Raw genomic sequence first — 23,266 nt, forward strand, 5'->3', positions numbered from 1 at the left:
AGGATATTTGCTTATTCACTCAAGGGCAAGTGAGAAATATCAATAAAACCTTGATCAAAACTAGTTCCACTATACTATTTAATACGTTAAAATGCGCGATTCAATGACCATCGCTCAAGATTTAGCCTTATTCGGGCGCTCTTTAGGTTGATCGGCTATGCCAGTAAATACAATAATGGGGCTCTTTGCAAAATCCCCAATCAAACCACTACAACGCCATGTTATTCGCGTAACTGAGTGTTGTGACCTGCTTATCCCGTTCTTCGAGGCATGTAATGCTGGAGACTGGGAAAAGGCGGCCGTTTTACGCGAACAGATATCGCAACTTGAAAAAGATGCGGATGTACTCAAGCGTGAGATCCGTCTGAAGCTTCCTCGTGGTCTTTTCATGCCAGTAGATCGTACTGATATGTTAGGACTGTTAACCCAGCAGGATAAACTCGCTAACCTCTCTAAAGATATCGCTGGTCGAGTCTTAGGTCGTAAGCTACAAATGCCTGCTATCATGTACCCAGACTTCGTGGCATATATTCAACGTTGCTTAGACGCGGCTGATCAAGCTCGTCGTGTAATCAATGAGTTGGATGAATTACTCGAAACTGGTTTCAAAGGCAGAGAAGTGACGCTTGTCGCCGAAATGATTAATCAGCTAGATGTTATCGAAGATGATACCGATGCTATGCAGATTGTCTTACGTCAACAATTAATGTCCATCGAAGACCAACACAGCCCGGTGGATGTCATGTTCCTGTACAAAATTCTCGAGTGGGTAGGCGCGATTGCTGATCAAGCACAGCGGGTCGGCTCACGTTTAGAAATTATGCTCTCGCGTTCTTAATAACGGGAATTTAACAAAACAAGGTTTTACAATGGAAATCCTGGCTAACTACGGCACTCTATTAATTGGAGTGGCAGCTTTTTTTGGTCTTTTGATGGCGATTGGTATTGGTGCAAATGATGTTGCCAATGCCATGGGTACCTCAGTTGGTTCAAAAGCACTTACAGTAAAACAAGCAATCATCATTGCGATGATTTTTGAATTTGCAGGTGCTTATCTTGCAGGTGGTGAAGTTACCGATACTATTCGTAAGGGTGTTATCGAAACTTCTCTATATGCAAGCCATCCTGAAACCCTAGTTTTTGGCATGATGTCAGCGCTTCTTGCTGCTGGTACATGGCTACTTGTCGCATCTTTTATGGGCTGGCCTGTTTCAACAACACACTCAATTATCGGTGCTATCATCGGTTTTGCATGTGTATCAGTTGGCACCAATGCAGTGGATTGGCATTCAATCCAAGGTATTGTGGGTAGCTGGTTAGTTACACCTTTTATTGCCGGTATATTTGCATATCTAATATTTATTAGTGCTCAAAGGTTAATCTTTGATACTGATAACCCGATGGCAAATGCAAAGCGTTTCGTTCCTGTCTATATGTTTATCACAGCGATGGTCATTGCATTGGTAACAATTAAGAAAGGTCTGAAACATATTGGTTTGCATCTAACAACGGGTGAAGCTTGGATTGCATCAATTGCTATTTCATTTATCGTTATGGTAGTAGGTTACTTCTACATTAAGCATAAATATGCTGATGACGATCTCGTGGATAGTAATGGCTATGCTGGTGTTGAAAGTGTATTTAGCGTATTGATGGTTGTTACTGCGTGTGCGATGGCATTTGCCCATGGTTCAAACGACGTAGCAAATGCAATCGGTCCACTATCAGCAGTTGTTTCAACTATTGAAAACTCTGGACAAATTGCAGCGCAAAGCCAAATCGCATGGTGGATCCTTCCTCTAGGTGGTATTGGTATTGTCATCGGTCTAGCTACTCTTGGTCATAAAGTAATGGCTACCGTAGGTACAGGCATCACAGAGTTAACACCGAGCCGTGGTTTTGCTGCTCAGTTAGCAACAGCATCGACTGTTGTACTAGCATCAGGTACGGGTTTACCAATCTCAACCACACAGACACTTGTCGGTGCGGTATTAGGTGTTGGTTTTGCTCGCGGCATTGCCGCTCTTAACCTAGGTGTTGTTCGCAACATCGTTGCATCATGGATTGTGACTTTGCCGGCAGGTGCTTTACTTGCCATCATCTTCTTCTACATAATACAAGCAGTATTTAGTTAAAGAGTGGCAGAGTTCAAAGAGAGAGGTCTCCCCCTCTCTCTTTTCTTGCTCCCTTCCTACAAAGCCCTTACTATCCACGATCTCTAACCATTTCAGGTTCATCAAGGATTCGATAGTGAAGCACTTCATAAGCTTTTTTTTGTTCTGTTTTACACTAATTAGCCCGATAGCTAATGCTGAACAAGCCCATTATATTTCTGACAACTTATTTACATACCTATTAAAAGGCCCTGGCAGTCAATACCGTATTGTCGGTAGTGTTAATGCAGGCTCACCCGTTACATTATTAGAAAAAGATAACGGTTATAGTCGTATTAAAGATGCAAAAGGTCGTACTGGCTGGATTGAATCTAAGTTCATTTCAACCGATGTTGCGTTGCAAGAACGTCTGCCCGTACTTGAAACAGAATTAACCACTGTCAAAGCCAAGCTAGCAGAAGCACTCTCTACAAATGATAATAAACACAGTGATTTAAATAGTGCTTTGGCTCAACGTAATAGTCAGATTAGTACATTAGAAACACGTAATACGCAATTACAAAACGAATTAACTATCGCTCAAGATGAAGTACGTAGCTTACGTGCAAAAATTGACACTCAAAAAGATGACTTATTAATGAAATGGTTTACTTATGGCGGTCTCGTCGCGGGTGTCGGTTTGCTATTGGGATTACTATTACCCCATATCACCCCCCGTCGCCGTAAGCGTGCGAATGGTTGGGCATAAACATTCCTAAATAACCACGCATGTTATTATAAAGATGTCAGGTATCAATAAAAAAGGCAGCCAATTGGCTGCCTTTTTTGATTTTCACTTCGCGTTAATTACCATTCAGATAGCGCTGGCATACTAATTTCATAGCCATCAAACGTTAAGATCACATCGCGAGATTCAATCTTAACTAACTTAACCCCAGGAGCGATGATATCGCCCTGATGGCGCTCATGACCATTAACCTTAACCCACCTTTTCGTCGGTGTAGAAGAGTAAATATGTTGGTTAAAATTCATCTTTGGTAACTGACGTTGCACTGTGTTTGGCAATAAACCAATAGGAATAACGTTACTTTTAGGTGCCTTAGTTACCGTTGAATGAGGCTTGATTGCATTACGATCAGCGCTACTACGATCAACCTCGCTATCTTGATATTGTTCGTCATCAGTCGCCACTATTGCTGATTTAAGTTTAGCGGCAATATCTGGTGATAAACCAGATAAATCAAGATTATCTAACTGATAAGGATCATGGGATGCTGATACCACTTTAGCGGTATGTTGAACCGTTTTTAACGGCTGATCATCACTCGGACCAAGATCTCGGTCTTGCTCTCGCGGTTCAATATTATATGTCTCAGCATTTGAAGATGACTGATACGCAGGAGAAGCCACATATAAACCATCACTAATTGGTAACGGCTCCGTCACCAGATCAGGATATGTCATAAAGGTCACATCCGTATTCTTACCCTTTGTATTTACATCTAATGCCTGCGGCTTCGGTGCTTGTAACACTGACACTGGTAACACGGTAGTGACTAATAGATCTTGATCATCAGCCACTATCGTTACACCGTTGGCGTGTTGTTGATAAACTTTATAAGCCACAATCGAAGCTGCGGGTAATAACGCAATAATAATCGGCATCACCCACTTAACTCGCGATTTTTGCGCCTTAACAGCACGCATTGGATGGACAATTTTAACGGTCTCACCGTTATCATCACCACGGTTAGATCGCATCGCATTATTTTTATCTGATTGTTTTAATGCCGTTAATAACTGAGACATTAGACTTGCTCCGGTTGTAACGTAGGTCCTGGCAGACTCAGTGCAGAATCAAGGATCATTAAGGTCATGGGGCCAGCAATACCATCCGCAGTAATATCTTGCGCACGTTGAAAACGACGTAATTTATCAAGGATCGTTTGATCAAAATAACTAATCTGTGACCCATTATCGCCTAAGAAAGTATTTAATTGCTGATTTAACCATGCGACTCGTGCGCCACTTTGACCAAAACGGATCGTAGTTTTATCACCTAGAGGTGGACGCCATAACAAACTAAAGTGGCCACTCCAACGCGCTTCAAACCATGCAGGTGTCACTGAAATACGTTGTTTATCCAACAGTAACTCAATTCGATTACTCGTAATCGCATACACAACCGCATAAAAAGGCTGCTGCTGGCCATCTTTAAGGGTCACGATCACCGGACGATTAATCAACCCTAATCGCGTTAATGTTGTTGAACCTGAAAAACACGTCAATGCAATGCGAGAGCTTGTCGCGCACGTTGCTTGATTTAATGCGGTATCAAAGCCCCATAATTGATATAGACTTTGCATGGCGTTACGTTGATTACGACTGTCATTAATAGCGGTCAGTAATCGAGTTTCAGTACTGACTACGGCCTTTTTTAACGGTGCAGCCACTTGTGAAGAAGACGCAGAAACCAAAGATTGTGTCGCTGTATGGGCTTGAGGCCAATATTGCCACGCCACCGTTGCCATTACACCACACAATGCCGCTGCTATTGTCCATGGCAACCATGTTAAACGTGAACGTGACGAAGCCACTGATGGTACTTGCCAACTCAATATATCTTCGCAGGCTTGAACCGCCATTGCTTTGGTCACACTGTGAACGCCACCCTGACAGGCTAACTGCATCGATTTATCGCACACCAAGTTAATTAACCGTGGCACACCCTGAGTTTGTTTAGCGACATAATTGATAATACTTGCATTGAATACTGGATATAAACAATCAACCGCATTAAGACGGTAATGAATATATTCACTGACTTCCGTTTCGGTCAATGGCAGCAAATGGTAACGGGAAGTGATACGTTGTGCTAATTGGCGTAAGCGTTCTTGTTGTAATAGCTGCTGTAATTCAGGCTGGCCAATCAAAACAACTTTTAATAATTTACGGCTATCGGTTTCTAAATTAGTCAATAATCGTAATTGTTCTAGCACATCAGGCATCAGGTGTTGCGCTTCATCGACTAACAATAGTGTCTGCCGACCCGCAGCATGATTAGCAATAAGATGCTGATAAATAATATCGGTTAATTGCTTGAAACTGGCTTCGTCGCGATAAGATAGCCCTAATTCATCACAAATAGTGGCCAATAAATCATGCGATGATAACGCCGGATTGAGGATCACAGCCACTTGCGCTTGTTGCGGTAATCGTGAAATCATCGCCCGCAGTACCGTTGTTTTTCCTGTCCCCACTTCCCCTGTTAATAAGCCAAAACCACCACCATCGGTGAGTCCTGACAACATATGCGTTAACGCTTCTCGATGACGCTCACTGAGGTAAAGAAAACGGGCACTTGGTACAATAGAAAATGGGGCTTCATTTATGCCAAAAAAATCTTGGTACATATCTATACTCTAATACTTAAAATCATTTGGGAATAAATTATCGATAACATCATCAACAACATAAAAATACTTAGTACTGACAAACTCTCATTGCTGAGCGATATTTGTTATCATGATGACATCAACAAACCAGTGTATATTGGTTAACAAAATAATACCGATTAACATTATCATGCTGTGATAATGGTGACTTTTTTATTGTGACTTACAACTATTAGCCCAGCGTGGTATTAAGGAGTCTTCATTGCAAACCTATCTTGTCGGTGGTGCTGTTCGCGACACTTTATTAGGCTTACCTATAACAGATCAAGACTGGGTTGTTGTTGGCACCACACCAACGGCCATGCTTGAATTAGGTTATGAGCAAATTGGCAGTGATTTCCCTGTTTTTCTTCATCCTCGAACCAAACAAGAATATGCCCTTGCACGTACCGAGCGTAAATCAGGCCATGGTTACACTGGCTTTACCTGTTATGCCGCAGCTGATGTTACCCTCGAACAAGATCTATTACGACGAGATTTAACCATCAATGCTATTGCCCAAGATCAACAGGGACAACTCATCGACCCTTATCATGGTCAATATGATCTCAAACATAAGATCTTACGTCACGTTTCACCCGCATTTAGCGAAGATCCATTGCGAGTATTACGCGTTGCCCGTTTTGCCGCACGCTTTGCCCACTTAGGCTTTACCATTGCCGCTGAAACCATGGCATTAATGCAAGAAATTGTGGTCAGTGGTGAATTAGCCAACTTAACCCCAGAGCGAGTATGGCTTGAGTGGCACAAATCACTTTCAAGCAATGATCCACAGGTCTTTTTAAGCGTATTACGCCAATGTGGTGCTTTAGCGGTAATTATGCCTGAAATCGATGCTCTATTTGGCGTACCACAACCCGTAAAATGGCACCCTGAAATCGATTGTGGCATTCATACTCTACTCGTAGCAAAACAAGCCACTTTACTCAGTGATGATACAATCATTCGTTTTGCAGCCCAAGTGCATGATCTTGGCAAAGCACTCTCTCCGAAAGATGATTTACCCCATCATAAAACCCATTGTCGTGACGGTATCAAACCGATTAAACAGTTGTGTCAACGGATCAAAGTACCCAATGATTATCGTGATTTAGCGCTGTTAGTGTGCGCTCAACATACCAAGATCCACCATGCCCAAGAAATGCGCGCCAGTACCTTTATTACTATTTTTGATCAAATAGACGCATGGCGAAAACCACAACGTATTGAACAACTTGCCATATGTTGTCGTGCAGATGCTCGTGGTCGTTACAGTTTCGATACGACCGCATACCCACAAGCGGATATCATTATAGCGGTGTTTGATATTGCTCAAGCAGTCCCTGTCGCACCTATTATTGCCGCAGGGTTTATTGGCGCTGAAATCAAACAGCAATTAGCGCAAGCTCGCGCCCTCGCCGTTGATGAATATTTACAACGCACTCGAAACTAATACGACAAAAAAAAGCCGACATCCATAATGTCGGCTTTTTTATCACACGTTTATCTGAAATTATTTTGACAATAAAAACAAGATCAAACCAACACCTAAAATTAAACGATAGATAACAAACGGCGTCATACCTAAACGGGTCACTAATTTTAAGAACACGTGAATACATGCATACGCACTAATAAATGAAACCGCAATCCCAATACTGAGGTTACTAACATCAATTGATTCAGGCCCCGTCACTAATTTAAGCCCTAAATATCCGCCCGCAAGCAAAATAATAGGAATCGACATTAGGAATGAAAATCTTGCTGCTGCTTCTCGTGTAAAGCCTAAATATAAAGCGGCTGTCATGGTTGCACCAGAGCGAGATGTGCCAGGAATAATGGCTGCTGCTTGAGCTAAACCAATTAAAACAGCACTTTTCCATGTGGTTTGGTATTCATTATCAGTTTGCTTAGCATGTTTATCAACCCACCATAACAGCAAGCCAAAAATAATGGTTGTACAAGCAATAACCCACGCAGAACGCAAATACATCTCAATGAAATCTTTCATCAACAAGCCAAAAATACAGGCTGGAATCGTTGAAATAACAATCATCCATGCCAATTTAGATTCAGCATTATGTTGACGCTTGAAAATTGAAGCTAGCCATGCGCTAAGAAGCGTAACAACTTCTTTACGGAAATAAATCATTACCGCTAATAACGTTCCCACATGCACTGCTACATCAAATGCCAATCCTTGATCTGACCATCCCAATATTTCTGACGGTAAAATAAGATGGGCAGAACTCGATACAGGTAAAAACTCTGTTAATCCCTGTAACAGGGCAAGCATAATCGCTTCAAAGTGACTCATTCATTATCCTTAATTTAGGTTGTATCCATTGCTGTGAGCAATAGTTCGCTCGATATTATTCAACAGGCCATAATGACTGTTGAGGTGAAAAATTTTGCCATAACTCAGCAATCGTCTGTTGTTGCCCTGGAATAACTAACTCAGGACATAACTCACTCATTGGCCATAGCACAAAAGCAAATTTATACAGATCAGATCGCGGTATTATAGGTGAGCACTCACTGATGACATTACCATAAAGTAAAATATCTAGATCAATGGTACGGCTTTGATTTTTTTGGGTATTTTCAGGTCGTCCCAATTGACGTTCAATGTTTTTTAATGATTGTTGCAGAGTAGCTAATGACAATGACGTTTTTATTTCAATGACACTATTAAAGAAGTTATCACCATTAAAACCAACCGGTTCCGCTTCAAAAATACGTGACATGCGCCATGAATCAGCCAACTGTGCCACCGCTTCTACTCCAGCAGGTAAGTAATGTTCGCGATCAATATTGCTGCCAATGCTGATATAAGCAGTGATCACTACTTGATGCCTCGTTCAATTTGAACCCCAACCCCACTCGCATTAGCAATGGCGCTCGGTTTAGTTACTCGCACTTTAATCCATGGCACGGCAAAGCGCGTCATGATCAAAGTAGCAATATCTTCTGCAACACGTTCAACTAATAAAAAACGGCCTTGAGTAATATGTTCGGTAACCGCTGTACAGACCTTTGAGTAATCTAACGCTAAATTAACATCATCAGCGATGGCGGCAGGACGATTATCGTGAGCCATCTCTAAATCTAATACTAATTTTTGCTTAATTTTTTGTTCCCAGTCATACACTCCAATAGTGGCGATAACTTCAAGTTGTTCTATAAATACCGTGTCCATATTTAATCGCTAATTTTGATAGAGGTCGGATACCTAATACACACAAAAACGCGTATTATCAGGTTATATAAGTTAGCGTAGATACATGCTAACAGGTCAACAACATATTGAATGCTGACCATAATCGTGACTATATCACAGCCATAAACACGCTGATATTTATCAGCACCAATATTGATAAAGATAAGATCCAGCTAACACTTAGCGGCAACAAACAGTTCGACTTATCTTTCAAATAACCGGGATATTGCATGACACCATTAGCGTTACTGATGATCATTGCGGCTTATCTATTAGGATCAATTTCAAGTGCAGTATTAATTTCAAAACTGTACCACCTTCCCGATCCTCGAACCCATGGTTCACTCAATCCAGGCGCGACCAATGTACTGCGTCTCGGAGGCAAAACAGCCGCAATATTAGTTTTGGTTGCCGATATTCTAAAAGGCATGATCCCCGTTTGGTTAAGCTATTTTTTTGGTTTAAATCCTTTTTTACTCGGTATCATAGGTATCGCCGCTTGCCTCGGCCACATCTACCCGATTTTTTTTCATTTCCAAGGTGGCAAAGGAGTCGCAACAGCACTTGGCGCATTAGCCCCAATCGGCTGGGATCTTAGTGGCAGTTTAATTATTATTTGGATATTCTCACTAACACTAACGGGCTATTCTTCCTTAGCATCATTAATTACCGCCCTTGTTGCACCACTGATGACATGGATGGTAAAACCCGAATATACAATGCCCGTCGCGATGCTTTCTTGCTTAATTATCTTCCGTCACCAAGACAATATTCGCCGCTTACTCGATGGTGGCGAAACAAAAATATGGCAGAAATTTGCCCGAAAAAGTAACGAAAAGCAATAAAAATGCAGAAAAAACCACAAAAAAAGCGAGAACATATGTTCTCGCTTTTTGTTTGGATTAACGCATAATCACTATTAAGCAATAGGTTGCAATTGATCGATAGGCCAACGCGGGTAAACCTTCACCCCAAGATCCATCAATTCATTATTTTTTAGACGTTGCATACCAGCATAAGCAATCATCGCGCCGTTATCCGTACAAAACTCAGTTCGCGGATAGAACACTTGACCATGCATACCTTTCATCATGGTTTCAAGCTGTTGACGTAATGCTTTATTAGCACTTACACCACCGGCAATTACTAGGCGCTTATAGCCCGTTTGCTTTAGTGCACGCTTACATTTAATCGCTAACGTATCGACAACTGCATCTTGAAATGCATAAGCAATATCGGCGCGAGTTTGTGGATCATCATCATTGCCACGAATCGTATTCGCCGCAAATGTTTTCAAACCTGAAAAACTAAAATCAAGCCCTGGGCGGTCTGTCATTGGACGCGGGAACTTAAATCTCCCCGGAGTACCTTGTTCTGCCATTTTGGACAGTCGTGGACCGCCTGGGTAATCTAAGCCCATCATTTTAGCCGTCTTATCAAATGCTTCACCCGCCGCATCATCAACAGACTCACCAAGGATCTTATAATCACCAATTCCACGCACATCGACCATCATCGTATGTCCGCCAGAAACCAACAATGCTACAAAAGGAAATTCCGGTGGATTATCTTCCAACATCGGAGCCAATAAATGGCCTTCCATGTGATGCACAGCAACCGCAGGTAAATCCCATGCATACGCCAAACTACGGCCGATGGTCGCACCAACTAATAACGCACCAACAAGACCAGGTCCAGCGGTGTAAGCGACACCATCAAGATCTTCTGGCGTTAAGCCCGCAGCCGCTAATGTCGCAATGATTAAAGGGATGGTTTTTTTAACATGATCGCGCGATGCTAACTCAGGCACCACACCGCCGTAATCGGCATGTAACTTTACTTGACTGTAAAGTTCATGTGCCAATAAACCTTTTTCATCATCAAAAATTGCGATACCTGTTTCATCACAGGAGGTCTCAATGCCCAATATACGCATAACAGCCTCTATATTATTCGGGGACCTAATCTAAAAAATCAGTCTAGTTTCAATAACAACCGATAATTTATACAGGTTTATAAGGGGGTAATTAAGCGCCATGTTACCGCTGTTAACACAAATTAACCAGTTCATAGGCGTAGAATGCTTTACAAATACCCCCAAATCAGATTAGAATTTCGCACCATTTTAATCATCTGACACTTTGAACGTCAGTATTAAACCGAATCACTCTGAGGTGAGTATTACATGCCAGTAATCAAAGTACGTGAAAACGAACCGTTTGACGTAGCACTACGTCGTTTCAAGCGCTCTTGCGAAAAAGCAGGTATCCTTTCTGAAGTTCGTCGTCGTGAGCACTTCGAAAAGCCAACAACTGTACGTAAGCGTGCTAAAGCAGCGGCAGTTAAGCGTCACCTGAAGAAATTGGCTCGCGAAAACGCGCGTCGCGTTCGTCTGTACTAATCGTTAGATTATAAAACAGAAGGATCGCGTAATGACTCTTATTGAACGTCTTAAAGGCGAACAAATAGCGGCGATGAAGGCGAGAAATAAACCTCGTCTTGGTGCCATCCGTTTGGTACTTGCTGCAATTAAACAACGCGAAGTTGACGAAAAGATCACTCTTTCTGACGACGACGTGTTAGTAGTATTGACCAAAATGGTGAAACAACGTCGTGACTCTGTAGCGCAGTATGAAGCTGCAGGCCGTCAAGACCTAGCTGATATTGAGCATGCTGAAATCAGTGTTCTAGCAGAATTTATGCCTCAACCGTTAAGTGAAGATGAAATCTCTGCTTTGCTGGATGATGCTATTGCTGCAACAGGCGCTGTCAACATGCAAGATATGGGCAAGGTTATGGGCGTACTGAAACCGCAAATTCAGGGTCGTGCCGATATGGGGATTGTTAGCAAGCTGGTGAAAATCAAGCTAGGCTAATCACTCCTCTTATTCTGCAACAAGCCGTGCTATTCTTTTAGAATGCGCGGCTTGTTTGTATCTGACAATCCTCATTTTTAACGGTCTAACCGTTACACTCTTTTTGTTTACTCTAGGTTGTTTGCTTTGTTATGGCAGGAAAAATACCGCGTTCATTTATTGATGATTTAATCTCTCGACACGACATTGTCGATGTTATTGACGCGCGTGTAAAACTCAAGAAACAAGGTAAGAATTTTGGTGCCTGTTGCCCCTTCCATAATGAAAAAACCCCCTCTTTTTCGGTAAGCCAAGAAAAACAGTTCTATCATTGTTTTGGGTGCGGCGTTCATGGCAACGTACTTGATTTCGTGATGGAGTATGATCGACTAGAATTTGTCGATGCCATTGAAGAGCTTGCTTCACAATTAGGTTTAGAAGTTCCACGTGAAAACGATGGTACCAATGCACCTCGAGGTCCAAAAGCGGCGGATAAACGTAATTACTATGAACTCATGGGCCAAGTGTCACAGTTTTATCAGTCACAATTACGGGCGCAGGATGCTCAGATTGCGGTAGATTATCTCAAAGGACGTGGTTTATCGGGTGATATTGTAAAAAAATTCAATATCGGTTTTATTCCCGATCAGTGGGACATGGTACGTACTCGCTTTGGGCGGGATAATGAATCGCAAAAAGCACTTGTTAATACAGGAATGCTGATCGAAAACGACCAAGGTCGTCGTTATGATCGCTTTCGTGGGCGAGTGATGTTTCCGATCCATGATCGCCGTGGACGTGTAATTGGTTTTGGTGGTCGAGTATTAGGTGATGGTACCCCTAAATATCTTAACTCCCCTGAAACAGATATTTTCCATAAAGGCCGTGAGCTTTATGGTTTATATGAAGTATTACAAACCCATCGTGAACCTGAAAAAATCATGGTGGTTGAAGGCTACATGGATGTGGTTGCACTAGCGCAATTTGGGGTCGATTATGCAGTCGCATCGTTGGGAACAGCAACGACAGGCGATCATATTCAGAGTCTATTCCGTCAAACCAGCACCGTTGTGTGTTGTTATGATGGTGACCGTGCTGGACGTGAGGCGGCATGGCGAGCAATGGAACAAGCATTGCCCTTCTTAACCGATGGCCGCCAATTGAAATTCATGTTCCTACCCGATGGCGAAGATCCAGATTCATGTATTCGCGCCGAAGGAAAAGCACAATTTGAACAACGTCTTGATGCAGCCACAACATTATCTGATTTTTTGTTTAATAGCTTAATGCTCCAAATTGACACCAGTAGCCGTGAAGGTAAAGCGAAGCTAACCACACTCGCCGTTCCCTTAATTGATAAAGTACCGGGTGGCACTCTACGACTATACTTACGTGAGTTATTAGGGAAAAAACTCGGTTTACCCGATGAAACACAGTTACAACAATTGCTATCAAAACATGGTCAAATCACTAAAGCTGTCGGCCAAATACAAATTAAGCGTACGCCAATGCGAGAAGTTATTGCCCTACTGATTCAGCACCCGCACTTTGTGCAACAGCTTGAATTTGATATGGACGCATTTACAGGTATTGAGCTCGCGGGATTAAATTTATTGCTATCGATAGTTGATAAATGCCGAAACAATCCCAATATTAGCACTGGACAGCTTTTAGAATATTGGCGCGGCACCAAGAATGAAGCCATGATGGCTCGGCTTGCTGCGTGGGAGCTACCGTTGTCAAATGATGAAGACAACAGCCTCGATGTATTTTTAGACGCAATGGATAAAATTATTATTCAATGCGTTAATCAACAAATTGAACAGTTGCAGACTAAATCAAGAACTGTCGGCTTATCAGTCGAAGAAAAGCAGGAATTACAATCCTTATTATTGGATCGTCCTGCCTAATAAGTAGTCAACAATTAAGAAATTTGTTATAATGACTGGTTTGCAACTCTGCATACTAAATTATCACTCAGACCCGAAGTTGGATACCGTCTATGGAGCAAAATCCGCAGTCACAGCTAAAGTTACTTGTTGCTAAAGGCAAGGAACAAGGCTATCTGACCTACGCCGAAGTAAATGACCACCTACCAGAAGATATTGTTGATTCTGATCAGGTTGAAGACATTATTCAAATGATTAATGACATGGGTATTAAGGTAGTTGAAACTGCCCCAGATGCCGATGAACTCATGATGACTGAAGATAATGCCGACGAAGACGCCATTGAAGCAGCGGCGCAAGCATTATCAAGCGTAGAAAGCGAGATCGGTCGCACAACAGACCCTGTGCGTATGTACATGCGCGAAATGGGTACGGTTGAACTACTTACTCGCGAAGGCGAAATTGATATCGCAAAACGCATTGAAGATGGTATTAACCAAGTTCAATGCTCAGTTGCTGAATACCCTTCAGCGATCGCTCATTTACTTGAGCAGTTTGACAAAGTTGAAGCCGATGAACTTCGTCTAACTGATATCATTTCAGGCTTCGTTGATCCAAACGAAGAAGCTACCGCAGCACCAACAGCAACACACATTGGCTCAGAGCTAAGCGAAACTGATCTTGAAGATGAAGATAAAGATCTTGAAGACGGTGACGACGACGACGATGCGGAAGATGAAGAAGAAGACGATGGTAGCATCGACCCAGAATTAGCGCGTGAAAAGTTCTTAGAACTTCGTCACTCCTATGAAAAAATGGCATTAGCCATTAACACTAACGGTCGTCAACACGCTACAACCGAAATTGCAGTTGAAGAATTGTCAGAGATCTTCAAGCAATTCCGTCTGATTCCAAAGCAATTTGATCGTCTAGTTAGCTCACTACGTGACTCTATGGATAAAGTACGCACTAACGAGCGTCTTATCATGCGTATGTGTGTTGATAACAGCAAAATGCCAAAGAAAACGTTCATTAGCTTATTTGCAGGTAATGAATCAAACAGCGATTGGATTGATACCGCGCTTAACTCAGGCAAGCCGTACGCTGAACGTTTAAAGAACTATGAAGAAGATCTTCGTCGTTCAACGTTAAAGCTACGTATACTTGAGCAAGAAACGGGTCTGTCTATTGAGCGAATCAAAGACATCAGCCGTCGTATGTCAATCGGTGAAGCGAAAGCACGCCGTGCGAAAAAAGAGATGGTTGAAGCAAACTTACGTCTTGTAATTTCTATCGCTAAAAAGTACACCAACCGTGGCTTACAGTTCTTGGATCTAATCCAAGAAGGTAACATCGGTCTAATGAAAGCCGTTGATAAATTTGAATACCGTCGTGGTTACAAGTTCTCAACTTACGCAACATGGTGGATCCGTCAGGCAATCACACGTTCAATCGCTGACCAGGCACGTACTATTCGTATCCCTGTACACATGATTGAAACCATCAATAAATTGAACCGCATCTCACGCCAGATGCTACAAGAGATGGGCCGTGAGCCATTGCCAGAAGAATTGGCTGAACGCATGCAAATGCCGGAAGACAAGATCCGCAAAGTACTGAAGATTGCTAAAGAGCCAATCTCAATGGAAACCCCAATTGGTGATGATGAAGATTCACACCTAGGTGATTTCATTGAAGATACAACACTTCAACTTCCAATGGATGCTGCCACTGCAACTAACTTGCGTGCGGCAACTAACGATGTACTTGCTGGGTTAACGCCTCGTGAAGCAAAAGTACTTCGTATGCGTTTTGGTATCGATATGAATACCGACCACACGCTAGAAGAAGTAGGTAAGCAATTTGATGTTACTCGTGAGCGTATCCGTCAGATCGAAGCAAAGGCATTACGTAAATTACGTCATCCAAGCCGTTCAGACGTACTTCGTAGTTTCCTTGACGAATAAGTAAACGCAGTAACATTATAAAAAAAGCGAGCCTTGAGCTCGCTTTTTTATTATCGATAATAATGATATTAAATAGTGAATAGACACACAACATTGTTCTAACTGTTGAAAAAGTAAACGATTCTTTAACGTTAATCACTAGACAAGTGTGACACCATCCCCTATAATTTGTCGCATATGGCCCCTTAGCTCAGTGGTTAGAGCACGCGACTCATAATCGCTTGGTCCCCAGTTCAAGTCTGGGAGGGGCCACCAAATTCGAAAAAGCTGAAGTATTTTTACTTCAGCTTTTTTTCGTTTTAGCACCATAAAAAACATATCCCCCACGACACACTCTCTAGATCACAACGAAAAAATTATAATTAACCCACTGACGTTTGATAAATAACAAAACTTTATTTTTATTTTTCCACATAATCATCATTTTGATGTCACACACTGTATCAACAATGAACAGCTATATCTCAGGGTGCTAAATGGTGGAATATCTGCTATAATCCTGCGCTTGAATATTAGGGCTACAATCAATGTTATAATGGCATTTATCTACTTGTTCAATAATAACAACAATATATTCAATGCCGCTTAAGATTACCTAGAAATAAACTTTACAAAAGCGCACTAACGCTTTTTTAAAGTAATATTTAAAGCGTTTTTTATTTATTCATTACTCACTATTCGATAGCAACAGTACGTTGATTACCTAATAATGATTAATGTTAATTTTCCCTTGGGTAAAAAGTTCTTCCGGAGAGTATCCTCAATGAAAAAGACCAAGATCGTATGTACGATTGGACCGAAAACTGAATCTGTAGAAATGCTTACTAAACTAGCTAACGCTGGTATGAACGTAATGCGTCTTAACTTCTCACACGGTGACTTCGAAGAGCACGGTCAGCGTATCACTAATCTACGTGAAGTTATGGCTAACACAGGCAAAGAACTAGCAATCTTGCTAGATACTAAAGGTCCTGAGATTCGTACTATCAAACTAGAAGGTGGCAATGACTTCACTCTAGTAGCTGGTCAAGATTTCACTTTCACAACAGATACATCAGTAATCGGCAATCAAAACTGTGTGGCAGTGACTTACCCTGGTTTTGCTAAAGATCTAGCAAAAGGCAACATTATCCTAGTAGACGATGGTCTAATTGAAATGGAAGTGTTGGAAACAACAGAAACTGAAGTTAAGTGTAAAGTACTTAACAGCGGTGACCTAGGCGAAAACAAAGGTGTTAACCTTCCTGGCGTTTCTGTAAAACTTCCAGCTCTTGCTGAAAAAGATAAAGCTGACCTTAAGTTTGGTTGTGAGCAAGGTGTTGATTTCGTTGCTGCATCTTTCATCCGTAAGGCTGAAGACGTACTAGAAATCCGTGCGCTATTAACAGCAAACGGCGGCGCTAATATTCAGATCATCTCTAAGATTGAAAACCAAGAAGGTGTTGATAACTTTGACGCTATTCTTGAAGCATCTGACGGTATCATGGTTGCTCGTGGTGACCTTGGTGTTGAGATTCCAGTTGAAGAAGTTATCTTTGCTCAAAAGATGATGATCGAGAAGTGTAATCGCGCTCGTAAAGTTGTAATCACTGCAACACAAATGCTTGATTCTATGATCAAGAACCCACGTCCAACACGCGCAGAAGCGGGTGATGTTGCTAACGCAATCATGGATGGTACTGACGCAGTAATGCTTTCTGGTGAATCAGCTAAGGGTAAATACCCAATCGAAGCTGTAACTATCATGGCGAAAATCTGTGAACGTACTGATAAAGTTCTTAAAGCTGAGCTAGGTTCACGTCTAGATAGCCCACGTCTACGTATCACTGAAGCTGTATGTAAAGGTGCCGTTGATACAGCAGAGAAACTAAACGCTCCGCTAATCATCGTTGCAACTGAAGCAGGTAAATCTGCTCGTTCAATCCGTAAGTACTTCCCAACAGCACGTATTCTTGCTGTAACAACTAATACTAAGACAGCAGCTCAACTATGTCTTTCTAAAGGTGTTACACCTGTTGTTGTTGATGCAATCGAAAGTACTGATGCATTCTACCTATGTGGTAAAGAACTAGCATTAGAAACTGGCATTGGCGCTAAAGGCGATATCGTAGTAATGGTTTCTGGCGCACTTGTTGCTTCAGGTACAACTAATACTGCATCTGTTCACGTACTATAATTGTTCGTAAATAGAGATTAAAAAAGGGAGCTACGGCTCCCTTTTTTTTGTTTATAATTTCTCATCTGTATAACGACAACCATCGTATTTATTTATAATACGCTGAACATTTATAAATCATTAATCATTTAAACAACACTTCTTAATCATTTTATAAATCAATGCAGTATAATAGTTATATTCTTACTGCGAATCCATTCTAATCATAGTTTCTCCCTCTCTTTAGTGTTTAAGCAATAAACAAAGCCAGTTATACTCCTTATCAATAGGTACTAATACATTCATGACTTTTACAAAAGTTGTGTTTAAATAGTGTCGAATAAATATAACAATAAAAGAGGGAAACCGTGTCCAGTCCTACGCAAACGAATAAAATCATGGAGGTCATACGACAAGATATTTTACTTGGTAAATTGACGCCAGGACAAAAACTTGTTGTTGCCGATTTGAAAGAACATTATCAGGTTGGTGCATCACCTATTCGTGAAGCTTTAGTCCAATTATCGTGGAAAAAATATGTTAAATTTGCACCACAAAAAGGTTGCTGGGTAGCACCTATTTCAGTGGAAGAACTAACAGATCTTTTTAATGCTCACCAATTAATTTCACATGAATTGTTAAAAAAAGCTATTTTGCAAGGCGATGAAGCTTGGGAACTCAACATCCTTACCAGCTACCATAAATTAAGCCGCCTAAATCCAACCTCTGATAATGCTGATCTCTCTGAATGGGAGCAACGCCATGGCGATTTTCATATTGCGATTCTATCAGGCAGTAATTCACCCGTATTACTGGATCTTTACCTTGATATTTATGATCAACTTAAACGTTACCGTCATATTTGGTTAAGCCAGTCTCGTGATAGCGAAAATCGTTATCATGATGGCGGTGAACATGAAGCGTTAATGAAAGCAGTTTTAGATCGTGATATTGAGTTGGCACAAAAAATAATGAATGAGCACTCAAAAAATGCGGTTAGTTCTGTGAGTCCTTATCTCTAGTTTTATCAAGATAATTAAATAACAAAACCCATGCTACATTAATTATGTCATGGGTTTTTGTTTAATCGCTAAGCTTATACCTTTAAAGCGCGTTCACCACGAGCGAGACCGACCACACCACTACGTGCAACTTCAATAATATCAGTCGCCTCACCGACCGCAGCTAAAAAAGCATCTAATTTCTCACCGGTTCCGGTCACTTGAATGGTATAAATCTGACTAGTCACATCGACAATTAAGCCTCTAAAAATATCAGCGGTACGTTTCACTTCGGCTCGCGCAAAACCACTGGCTTTTACCTTTACTAACATCAGTTCTCGTTCAATATGATCAGCAGCCGTGACATTGCTCACCTTCAAAATATCAATTAATTTATGTAGTTGCTTTTCAATTTGCTCATACGCAGCTTCATCTTCAACATGAGTGGTTATATTTAACCGTGATAAGGTAGAATCATCAGTTGGAGCAACGGTTAATGATTCAATGTTATAGCCTCGCTGAGAAAATAATCCCACCACCCGTGAAAGTGCCCCTGGCTGATTTTCAAGCAATACTGAAATAATTCTACGCATTAAGTTCGCTCCGTTTTACTTAACCACATATCACTCATGGCACCACCACGAATCAACATCGGATAAACATGCTCTGTTTCATCGACACTGATATCAATAAAAACTAATTTATCTTTCAATGCCAATGCTTGTCCTAATTGCTGATCAAGTAACTTAGGATCAGAAATACGAACCCCTACATGCCCATAAGCTTCAGCGATCGCGGCAAAATCAGGCACAGAATCCATATAAGACTGAGAATGGCGACCTTGATAAATCATATCTTGCCATTGCTTTACCATGCCTAGAAAACGATTATTAAGGTTAATGATTTTCACCGGAATATCGTATTGCAATGCCGTCGACAGTTCTTGAATATTCATTTGAATACTGCCATCTCCTGTCACACACACAACCTCAGCATTCGGTAATGCAAATTTAACCCCCATTGCCGCAGGTAAGCCAAATCCCATGGTGCCAAGACCACCAGAATTAATCCAACGTCGAGGTTTATCAAACGGATAATATAAGGCAGCAAACATCTGATGCTGGCCTACATCTGAGGTGACATACGCATCACCATCAGTAAGACGATATAACGATTCAATCACTTGCTGCGGCTTGATGCGGTCGGTAGTGGTGTCATAACGTAGACATTGACGCTGACGCCATGTCGCTATTTGCTGCCACCATGGTTGTAACGCAGCGTGATTATCAATGTCGTCTTGCTCATTGACTAACTTGAGCATACACGTCAGTACAGTATCAGCAGAGCCTACAATGGGAATATCAACCGCCACCGTTTTTGATATCGATGATGGATCAATATCGATGTGCATAATAGTCGCATTAGGGCAGTATTTTTCAAGATTGTTGGTAGTCCGATCATCAAATCTAACCCCGATGCCAAAAATAAGATCGGCATTATGCATTGCCATGTTAGCTTCATAGGTACCATGCATACCTAACATACCCAAGCATTGCTCATGTGTTCCGGGAAAAGCGCCAAGTCCCATTAACGTATTAACCACCGGAATATGTAAGCTTTCCGCTAATGCCATTAATGGCTCACTACAGTTAGACATAACCGCACCACCACCGACATAGAGTACCGGTTGTTTAGCGGTTAATAAGGCTTTGACACCCCGCTTAATTTGACCTTTATGACCTTGCGTTGTCGGATTGTAAGAACGTAATGTTATCGACTCAGGATACTGATAAGGGTAGGTTTCGGCTGGGTTAAGCATATCTTTAGGAATATCAACCACAACAGGCCCAGGGCGACCACTGGCAGCGATATAAAACGCTTTTTTTATAATGGTGGGAATATCTTCAGATTTTGTCACCAGAAAACTGTGCTTTACAACAGGACGTGAGATCCCAACCATATCGCACTCTTGAAAGGCATCATTACCAATCAAGTTACTCATTACTTGGCCGGACAAGACCACGAGTGGGATCGAATCCATATAAGCGGTAGCAATACCGGTGATCGCATTGGTTGCCCCTGGGCCTGATGTGACAAGGACAACTCCAACATCCCCAGTTGCTCTAGCATAACCATCAGCCATGTGCACAGCGGCTTGCTCATGACGTACAAGCACATGTTCAATATCACTTTTTTCATGTAAAGCATCATAAATATCAAGAACCGAGCCTCCGGGATAACCGAAGATATGCTTAACGCCTTGATCGATCATTGAACGAACAATCATCTCTGCGCCAGACAACATTTCCATATTTTGTCTCCAGATCGATAAAACATAGTTAGGGCTTATTTTTAGCCTAATAAAAAACATGAATTTTCATGCTATGTTTATCATGATTGCAACAACAACCACGAATAACTGCAATAACTTTAACGCTTTTGCAGCATTCATTGCTAGAGCAAAAGACAAGTTTACGGTTTATATCTATCGGAACTAAAATTGTTAATGCTTTATATAGATCTTAATAAGCTCTGTACTACCAACGACTATTATTTGGTACAAATACAGAATATCCCTCTTTGCTCAAATAAAAAAAAAGAAGCCTTAAAGGCTTCTTTCTTAAATATAAGCAAAAAATAGATTAGTCGTCTTTTTGTTGCGCTTTTTTATGGCTTTCTTCGTACATATGTTCAATCTCTTTATGGTAACGATCTTGAATCACTTTACGACGTAATTTTTGTGTTGGTGTTAATTCACCTTTATCCATTGAAAAGGATTTAGGCAACAATGTGAATTTTTTCACTTGTTCAAAACGCGCTAAGTCTTTTTGTAACTCAATCACACGTTTTTCAATTAACTCAACGATTTGACTATGCTTAACTAATTCCATGCGATCTTTATATTTAATATTAAGCTCGCGTGCATGTTCTTCCAGTGTTTCAAAACAAGGCACAATCAATGCTGATACGAATTTACGGGTGTCAGCAATAACAGCAATTTGTTCAATCAGATGATCTTTACCAATCGCCCCTTCAATCACTTGTGGTGCAATATATTTACCACCCGATGTTTTCATTAATTCTTTGATACGGTCTGTAATAAACAAGTTACCCTGCTCATCGATATAACCCGCATCACCCGTTTTAAGGAATCCATCATCAGTAAAGTTATTAGCGGTCTCTTCGGGCATATTGTAATAACCACGCATAACCATCGGACCGCGAACTAAAATTTCGCTATCTTTACCAATTTTAACTTCAGCACCAGGCATTGGCATACCGATCGAATCAGGGTTATAACAACGATCATCCCAACAAGAAACTGTCGCTGTTGTTTCTGTCATACCATAGCCTAACTTCACGTTAACGCCCATGGCATGGAAAAAACGGCCAATTCCCGCATCCAATTTAGCACCACCACATGGCATGCACTTAATATTGCCACCCAGTACAGCACGTAACTTCGATAACACCATTTTATCAGCAAGGTTATAGCTTTTTTGTAATAACCATGATGGTTCACGACATTGCTGACGGGTCAGTGACATTCTTGCGCCCATGTTCACAGCCCAAGTAAAAATCATCTTTCGATAAAATGGCGCTCGAGCAACTTTATCATGCACACCTGAATATATTTTTTCATAAACACGTGGTACCGCTGACATGTAATTAGGCTTAACAGTAACTAACGCTTCTTTAAGCTTATTGGTATCTGATAAATAACAGTTAATCACACCACGGTGTAAAACATAGAATGTCCAAGCACGTTCAAAGACATGTGACAAAGGTAAGAAACATAATGAAGTATCGCCTTCATCTAATGCTAAGCGTTCATCATGGGCCATAATTTGTGAAGCAACATTCGCATAATCAAGCATCACCCCTTTTGGAGTACCTGTGGTGCCTGACGTGTAAATTAGGGTTAATAAGTCATCCATCGCTAAGTCATTAAGACGAGTATCAAGCTCTACTTGATGCGCTGAAGTAGCCGTTTTTAAAAAATCAGCATAATGACAAACTAACGGGTGCTGCGGTAATTCAACATCATCAGTTAACGCGACAATACGTTCTAAATTCGGACATTGATCAGCAATAGCCACCGCAATATTTAACTGTGCTTGCTCACCAACGAATAGAACTTTTACATTAGCGTCATTAATAATATATGCTGATTGCTGAGGCGTATTGGTTGGATAAATAGGCACAGTAACACAGCGATTATATAGCGAAGCAAAATCAGCAACCGTCCAACGAGGCATATTATTAGCGAAAATACCGACTTTATCTTGTACAGCTAAACCTTGATTTAGTAACGCCAACGCCAATTGTTGAATTTTTTCACCAAAATTATTCCAGCTAATATCCTGCCACTCACCATTAACTTGATGACGTAAAGCAGGACTGTCGCCTAAGCGCGCAATTTGCTGACGAATACGGTGAACAATATGGAAATCATGTTGTGCCATAAGTACTCTATTTTTTTAGCTTACACTTGTAAGCTGATTTGAGAGATGCAGTCTACAATTCAGCCTTTAAAAAGCCAACTATAATGAATATTAAATTATAGTTTCTGATGACCAAGATCACTCTATACCTGCTTACTTATTGTCTTCAATGACTTTTTAAATAAA

General features: G+C 41.2%; 20 protein-coding genes and 1 tRNA gene. 12 read left to right on the forward strand and 9 right to left on the reverse strand.

What is annotated here, in order from left to right; all coding sequences use genetic code 11:
* Window positions 1–157 precede the first annotated feature (157 nt).
* From C9J51_RS14900 to C9J51_RS14910, 3 genes are all read left to right on the forward strand, one after another.
* Window positions 158–838: a TIGR00153 family protein gene (locus tag C9J51_RS14900; protein ID WP_045027941.1), complete on the forward strand. Its 681-nt coding sequence runs from the start codon at window positions 158–160 to the stop codon at window positions 836–838.
* A gap of 31 nt (window positions 839–869) precedes the next feature.
* Window positions 870–2,135: an inorganic phosphate transporter gene (locus tag C9J51_RS14905; RefSeq protein WP_045036373.1), complete on the forward strand. Its 1,266-nt coding sequence runs from the start codon at window positions 870–872 to the stop codon at window positions 2,133–2,135.
* Between the two features lie 115 nt (window positions 2,136–2,250).
* Window positions 2,251–2,862: a TIGR04211 family SH3 domain-containing protein gene (locus tag C9J51_RS14910; RefSeq protein WP_045036372.1), complete on the forward strand. Its 612-nt coding sequence runs from the start codon at window positions 2,251–2,253 to the stop codon at window positions 2,860–2,862.
* A gap of 98 nt (window positions 2,863–2,960) precedes the next feature.
* On the opposite strand, the gene C9J51_RS14915 is transcribed toward C9J51_RS14910, so the two are convergent.
* Both C9J51_RS14915 and C9J51_RS14920 read right to left on the reverse strand, forming a co-directional pair.
* On the reverse strand, window positions 2,961–3,923 hold the full coding sequence (locus C9J51_RS14915) for a general secretion pathway protein GspB (RefSeq protein ID WP_045039658.1): 963 nt from the start codon (window positions 3,921–3,923) through the stop codon (window positions 2,961–2,963).
* Window positions 3,923–5,527 carry an AAA family ATPase gene (locus C9J51_RS14920; RefSeq protein ID WP_045036370.1) on the reverse strand — a complete coding sequence of 535 codons (1,605 nt, stop codon included), beginning with the start codon at window positions 5,525–5,527 and terminating at the stop codon, window positions 3,923–3,925. Before C9J51_RS14920 ends, C9J51_RS14915 begins: the two co-directional genes overlap by 1 nt.
* Before the next feature lie 244 nt (window positions 5,528–5,771).
* On the opposite strand from C9J51_RS14920, the gene C9J51_RS14925 reads away from it, so the two are divergent.
* Window positions 5,772–7,001, forward strand: a complete 1,230-nt coding sequence (locus tag C9J51_RS14925) for a multifunctional CCA addition/repair protein (RefSeq protein ID WP_045036369.1) — start codon at window positions 5,772–5,774, stop codon at window positions 6,999–7,001.
* Between the two features lie 60 nt (window positions 7,002–7,061).
* Here C9J51_RS14925 and C9J51_RS14930 read toward each other — a convergent pair whose 3' ends face one another.
* From C9J51_RS14930 to folB, 3 genes are read right to left on the reverse strand one after another with little or no spacing between them, the layout of a single operon-like run.
* Window positions 7,062–7,865, reverse strand: a complete 804-nt coding sequence (locus tag C9J51_RS14930; RefSeq protein WP_045036368.1) for an undecaprenyl-diphosphate phosphatase — start codon at window positions 7,863–7,865, stop codon at window positions 7,062–7,064.
* A gap of 55 nt (window positions 7,866–7,920) precedes the next feature.
* Window positions 7,921–8,394 (reverse strand): 2-amino-4-hydroxy-6-hydroxymethyldihydropteridine diphosphokinase, encoded by a 474-nt coding sequence (folK, locus tag C9J51_RS14935; RefSeq protein WP_045036367.1) that lies wholly within the window; start codon window positions 8,392–8,394, stop codon window positions 7,921–7,923.
* Window positions 8,394–8,747, reverse strand: a complete 354-nt coding sequence (gene folB / locus C9J51_RS14940; RefSeq protein WP_045036366.1) for a dihydroneopterin aldolase — start codon at window positions 8,745–8,747, stop codon at window positions 8,394–8,396. The genes folK and folB overlap by 1 nt, the downstream gene beginning before the upstream one ends.
* A gap of 251 nt (window positions 8,748–8,998) precedes the next feature.
* On the opposite strand from folB, the gene plsY reads away from it, so the two are divergent.
* Window positions 8,999–9,613, forward strand: coding sequence for a glycerol-3-phosphate 1-O-acyltransferase PlsY (gene plsY / locus C9J51_RS14945; RefSeq protein WP_045036365.1), 615 nt, complete (start codon window positions 8,999–9,001; stop codon window positions 9,611–9,613).
* A 74-nt stretch (window positions 9,614–9,687) separates the two neighbouring features.
* Here the strand turns inward: plsY and tsaD are convergent, their stop codons facing one another.
* Window positions 9,688–10,704 carry a tRNA (adenosine(37)-N6)-threonylcarbamoyltransferase complex transferase subunit TsaD gene (tsaD, locus tag C9J51_RS14950; RefSeq protein ID WP_045036364.1) on the reverse strand — a complete coding sequence of 339 codons (1,017 nt, stop codon included), beginning with the start codon at window positions 10,702–10,704 and terminating at the stop codon, window positions 9,688–9,690.
* Window positions 10,705–10,953: 249 nt separating this feature from the next.
* Between tsaD and rpsU the strand changes: the two genes are divergently transcribed.
* From rpsU to C9J51_RS14985, 7 genes are all read left to right on the forward strand, one after another.
* On the forward strand, window positions 10,954–11,169 hold the full coding sequence (gene rpsU / locus C9J51_RS14955) for a 30S ribosomal protein S21 (protein ID WP_005301411.1): 216 nt from the start codon (window positions 10,954–10,956) through the stop codon (window positions 11,167–11,169).
* A gap of 31 nt (window positions 11,170–11,200) precedes the next feature.
* Complete coding sequence (locus C9J51_RS14960; RefSeq protein ID WP_045036363.1) at window positions 11,201–11,644, forward strand: GatB/YqeY domain-containing protein; 444 nt, start codon at window positions 11,201–11,203, stop codon at window positions 11,642–11,644.
* A gap of 131 nt (window positions 11,645–11,775) precedes the next feature.
* Complete coding sequence (gene dnaG / locus C9J51_RS14965; protein WP_107237507.1) at window positions 11,776–13,533, forward strand: DNA primase; 1,758 nt, start codon at window positions 11,776–11,778, stop codon at window positions 13,531–13,533.
* 92 nt (window positions 13,534–13,625) lie between these two features.
* Entirely contained in the window at window positions 13,626–15,479 is a 1,854-nt protein-coding gene (gene rpoD / locus C9J51_RS14970) for an RNA polymerase sigma factor RpoD (RefSeq protein WP_045036362.1), read from the forward strand.
* A 179-nt stretch (window positions 15,480–15,658) separates the two neighbouring features.
* Window positions 15,659–15,734: transfer RNA gene (locus C9J51_RS14975), tRNA-Ile, on the forward strand.
* 508 nt (window positions 15,735–16,242) lie between these two features.
* Complete coding sequence (gene pykF, locus C9J51_RS14980) at window positions 16,243–17,655, forward strand: pyruvate kinase PykF (protein WP_045036361.1); 1,413 nt, start codon at window positions 16,243–16,245, stop codon at window positions 17,653–17,655.
* Between the two features lie 377 nt (window positions 17,656–18,032).
* Window positions 18,033–18,656, forward strand: a complete 624-nt coding sequence (locus C9J51_RS14985) for an FCD domain-containing protein (protein WP_045036360.1) — start codon at window positions 18,033–18,035, stop codon at window positions 18,654–18,656.
* Window positions 18,657–18,730: 74 nt separating this feature from the next.
* On the opposite strand, the gene ilvN is transcribed toward C9J51_RS14985, so the two are convergent.
* The 3 genes from ilvN to C9J51_RS15000 form a co-directional block, all read right to left on the reverse strand.
* Window positions 18,731–19,228, reverse strand: coding sequence for an acetolactate synthase small subunit (gene ilvN / locus C9J51_RS14990; protein WP_045036359.1), 498 nt, complete (start codon window positions 19,226–19,228; stop codon window positions 18,731–18,733).
* Complete coding sequence (locus C9J51_RS14995; protein ID WP_107237508.1) at window positions 19,228–20,946, reverse strand: acetolactate synthase 3 large subunit; 1,719 nt, start codon at window positions 20,944–20,946, stop codon at window positions 19,228–19,230. The genes ilvN and C9J51_RS14995 overlap by 1 nt, the downstream gene beginning before the upstream one ends.
* Window positions 20,947–21,277: 331 nt before the next feature.
* A complete protein-coding gene (locus C9J51_RS15000) occupies window positions 21,278–23,101 on the reverse strand; it encodes an AMP-dependent synthetase/ligase (protein ID WP_045036357.1) in 1,824 nt (607 codons plus the stop codon).
* Window positions 23,102–23,266 lie beyond the last annotated feature (165 nt).

It is taken from the genome of Photobacterium iliopiscarium, assembly GCF_003026395.1.
Taxonomy (GTDB): domain Bacteria; phylum Pseudomonadota; class Gammaproteobacteria; order Enterobacterales; family Vibrionaceae; genus Photobacterium; species Photobacterium iliopiscarium.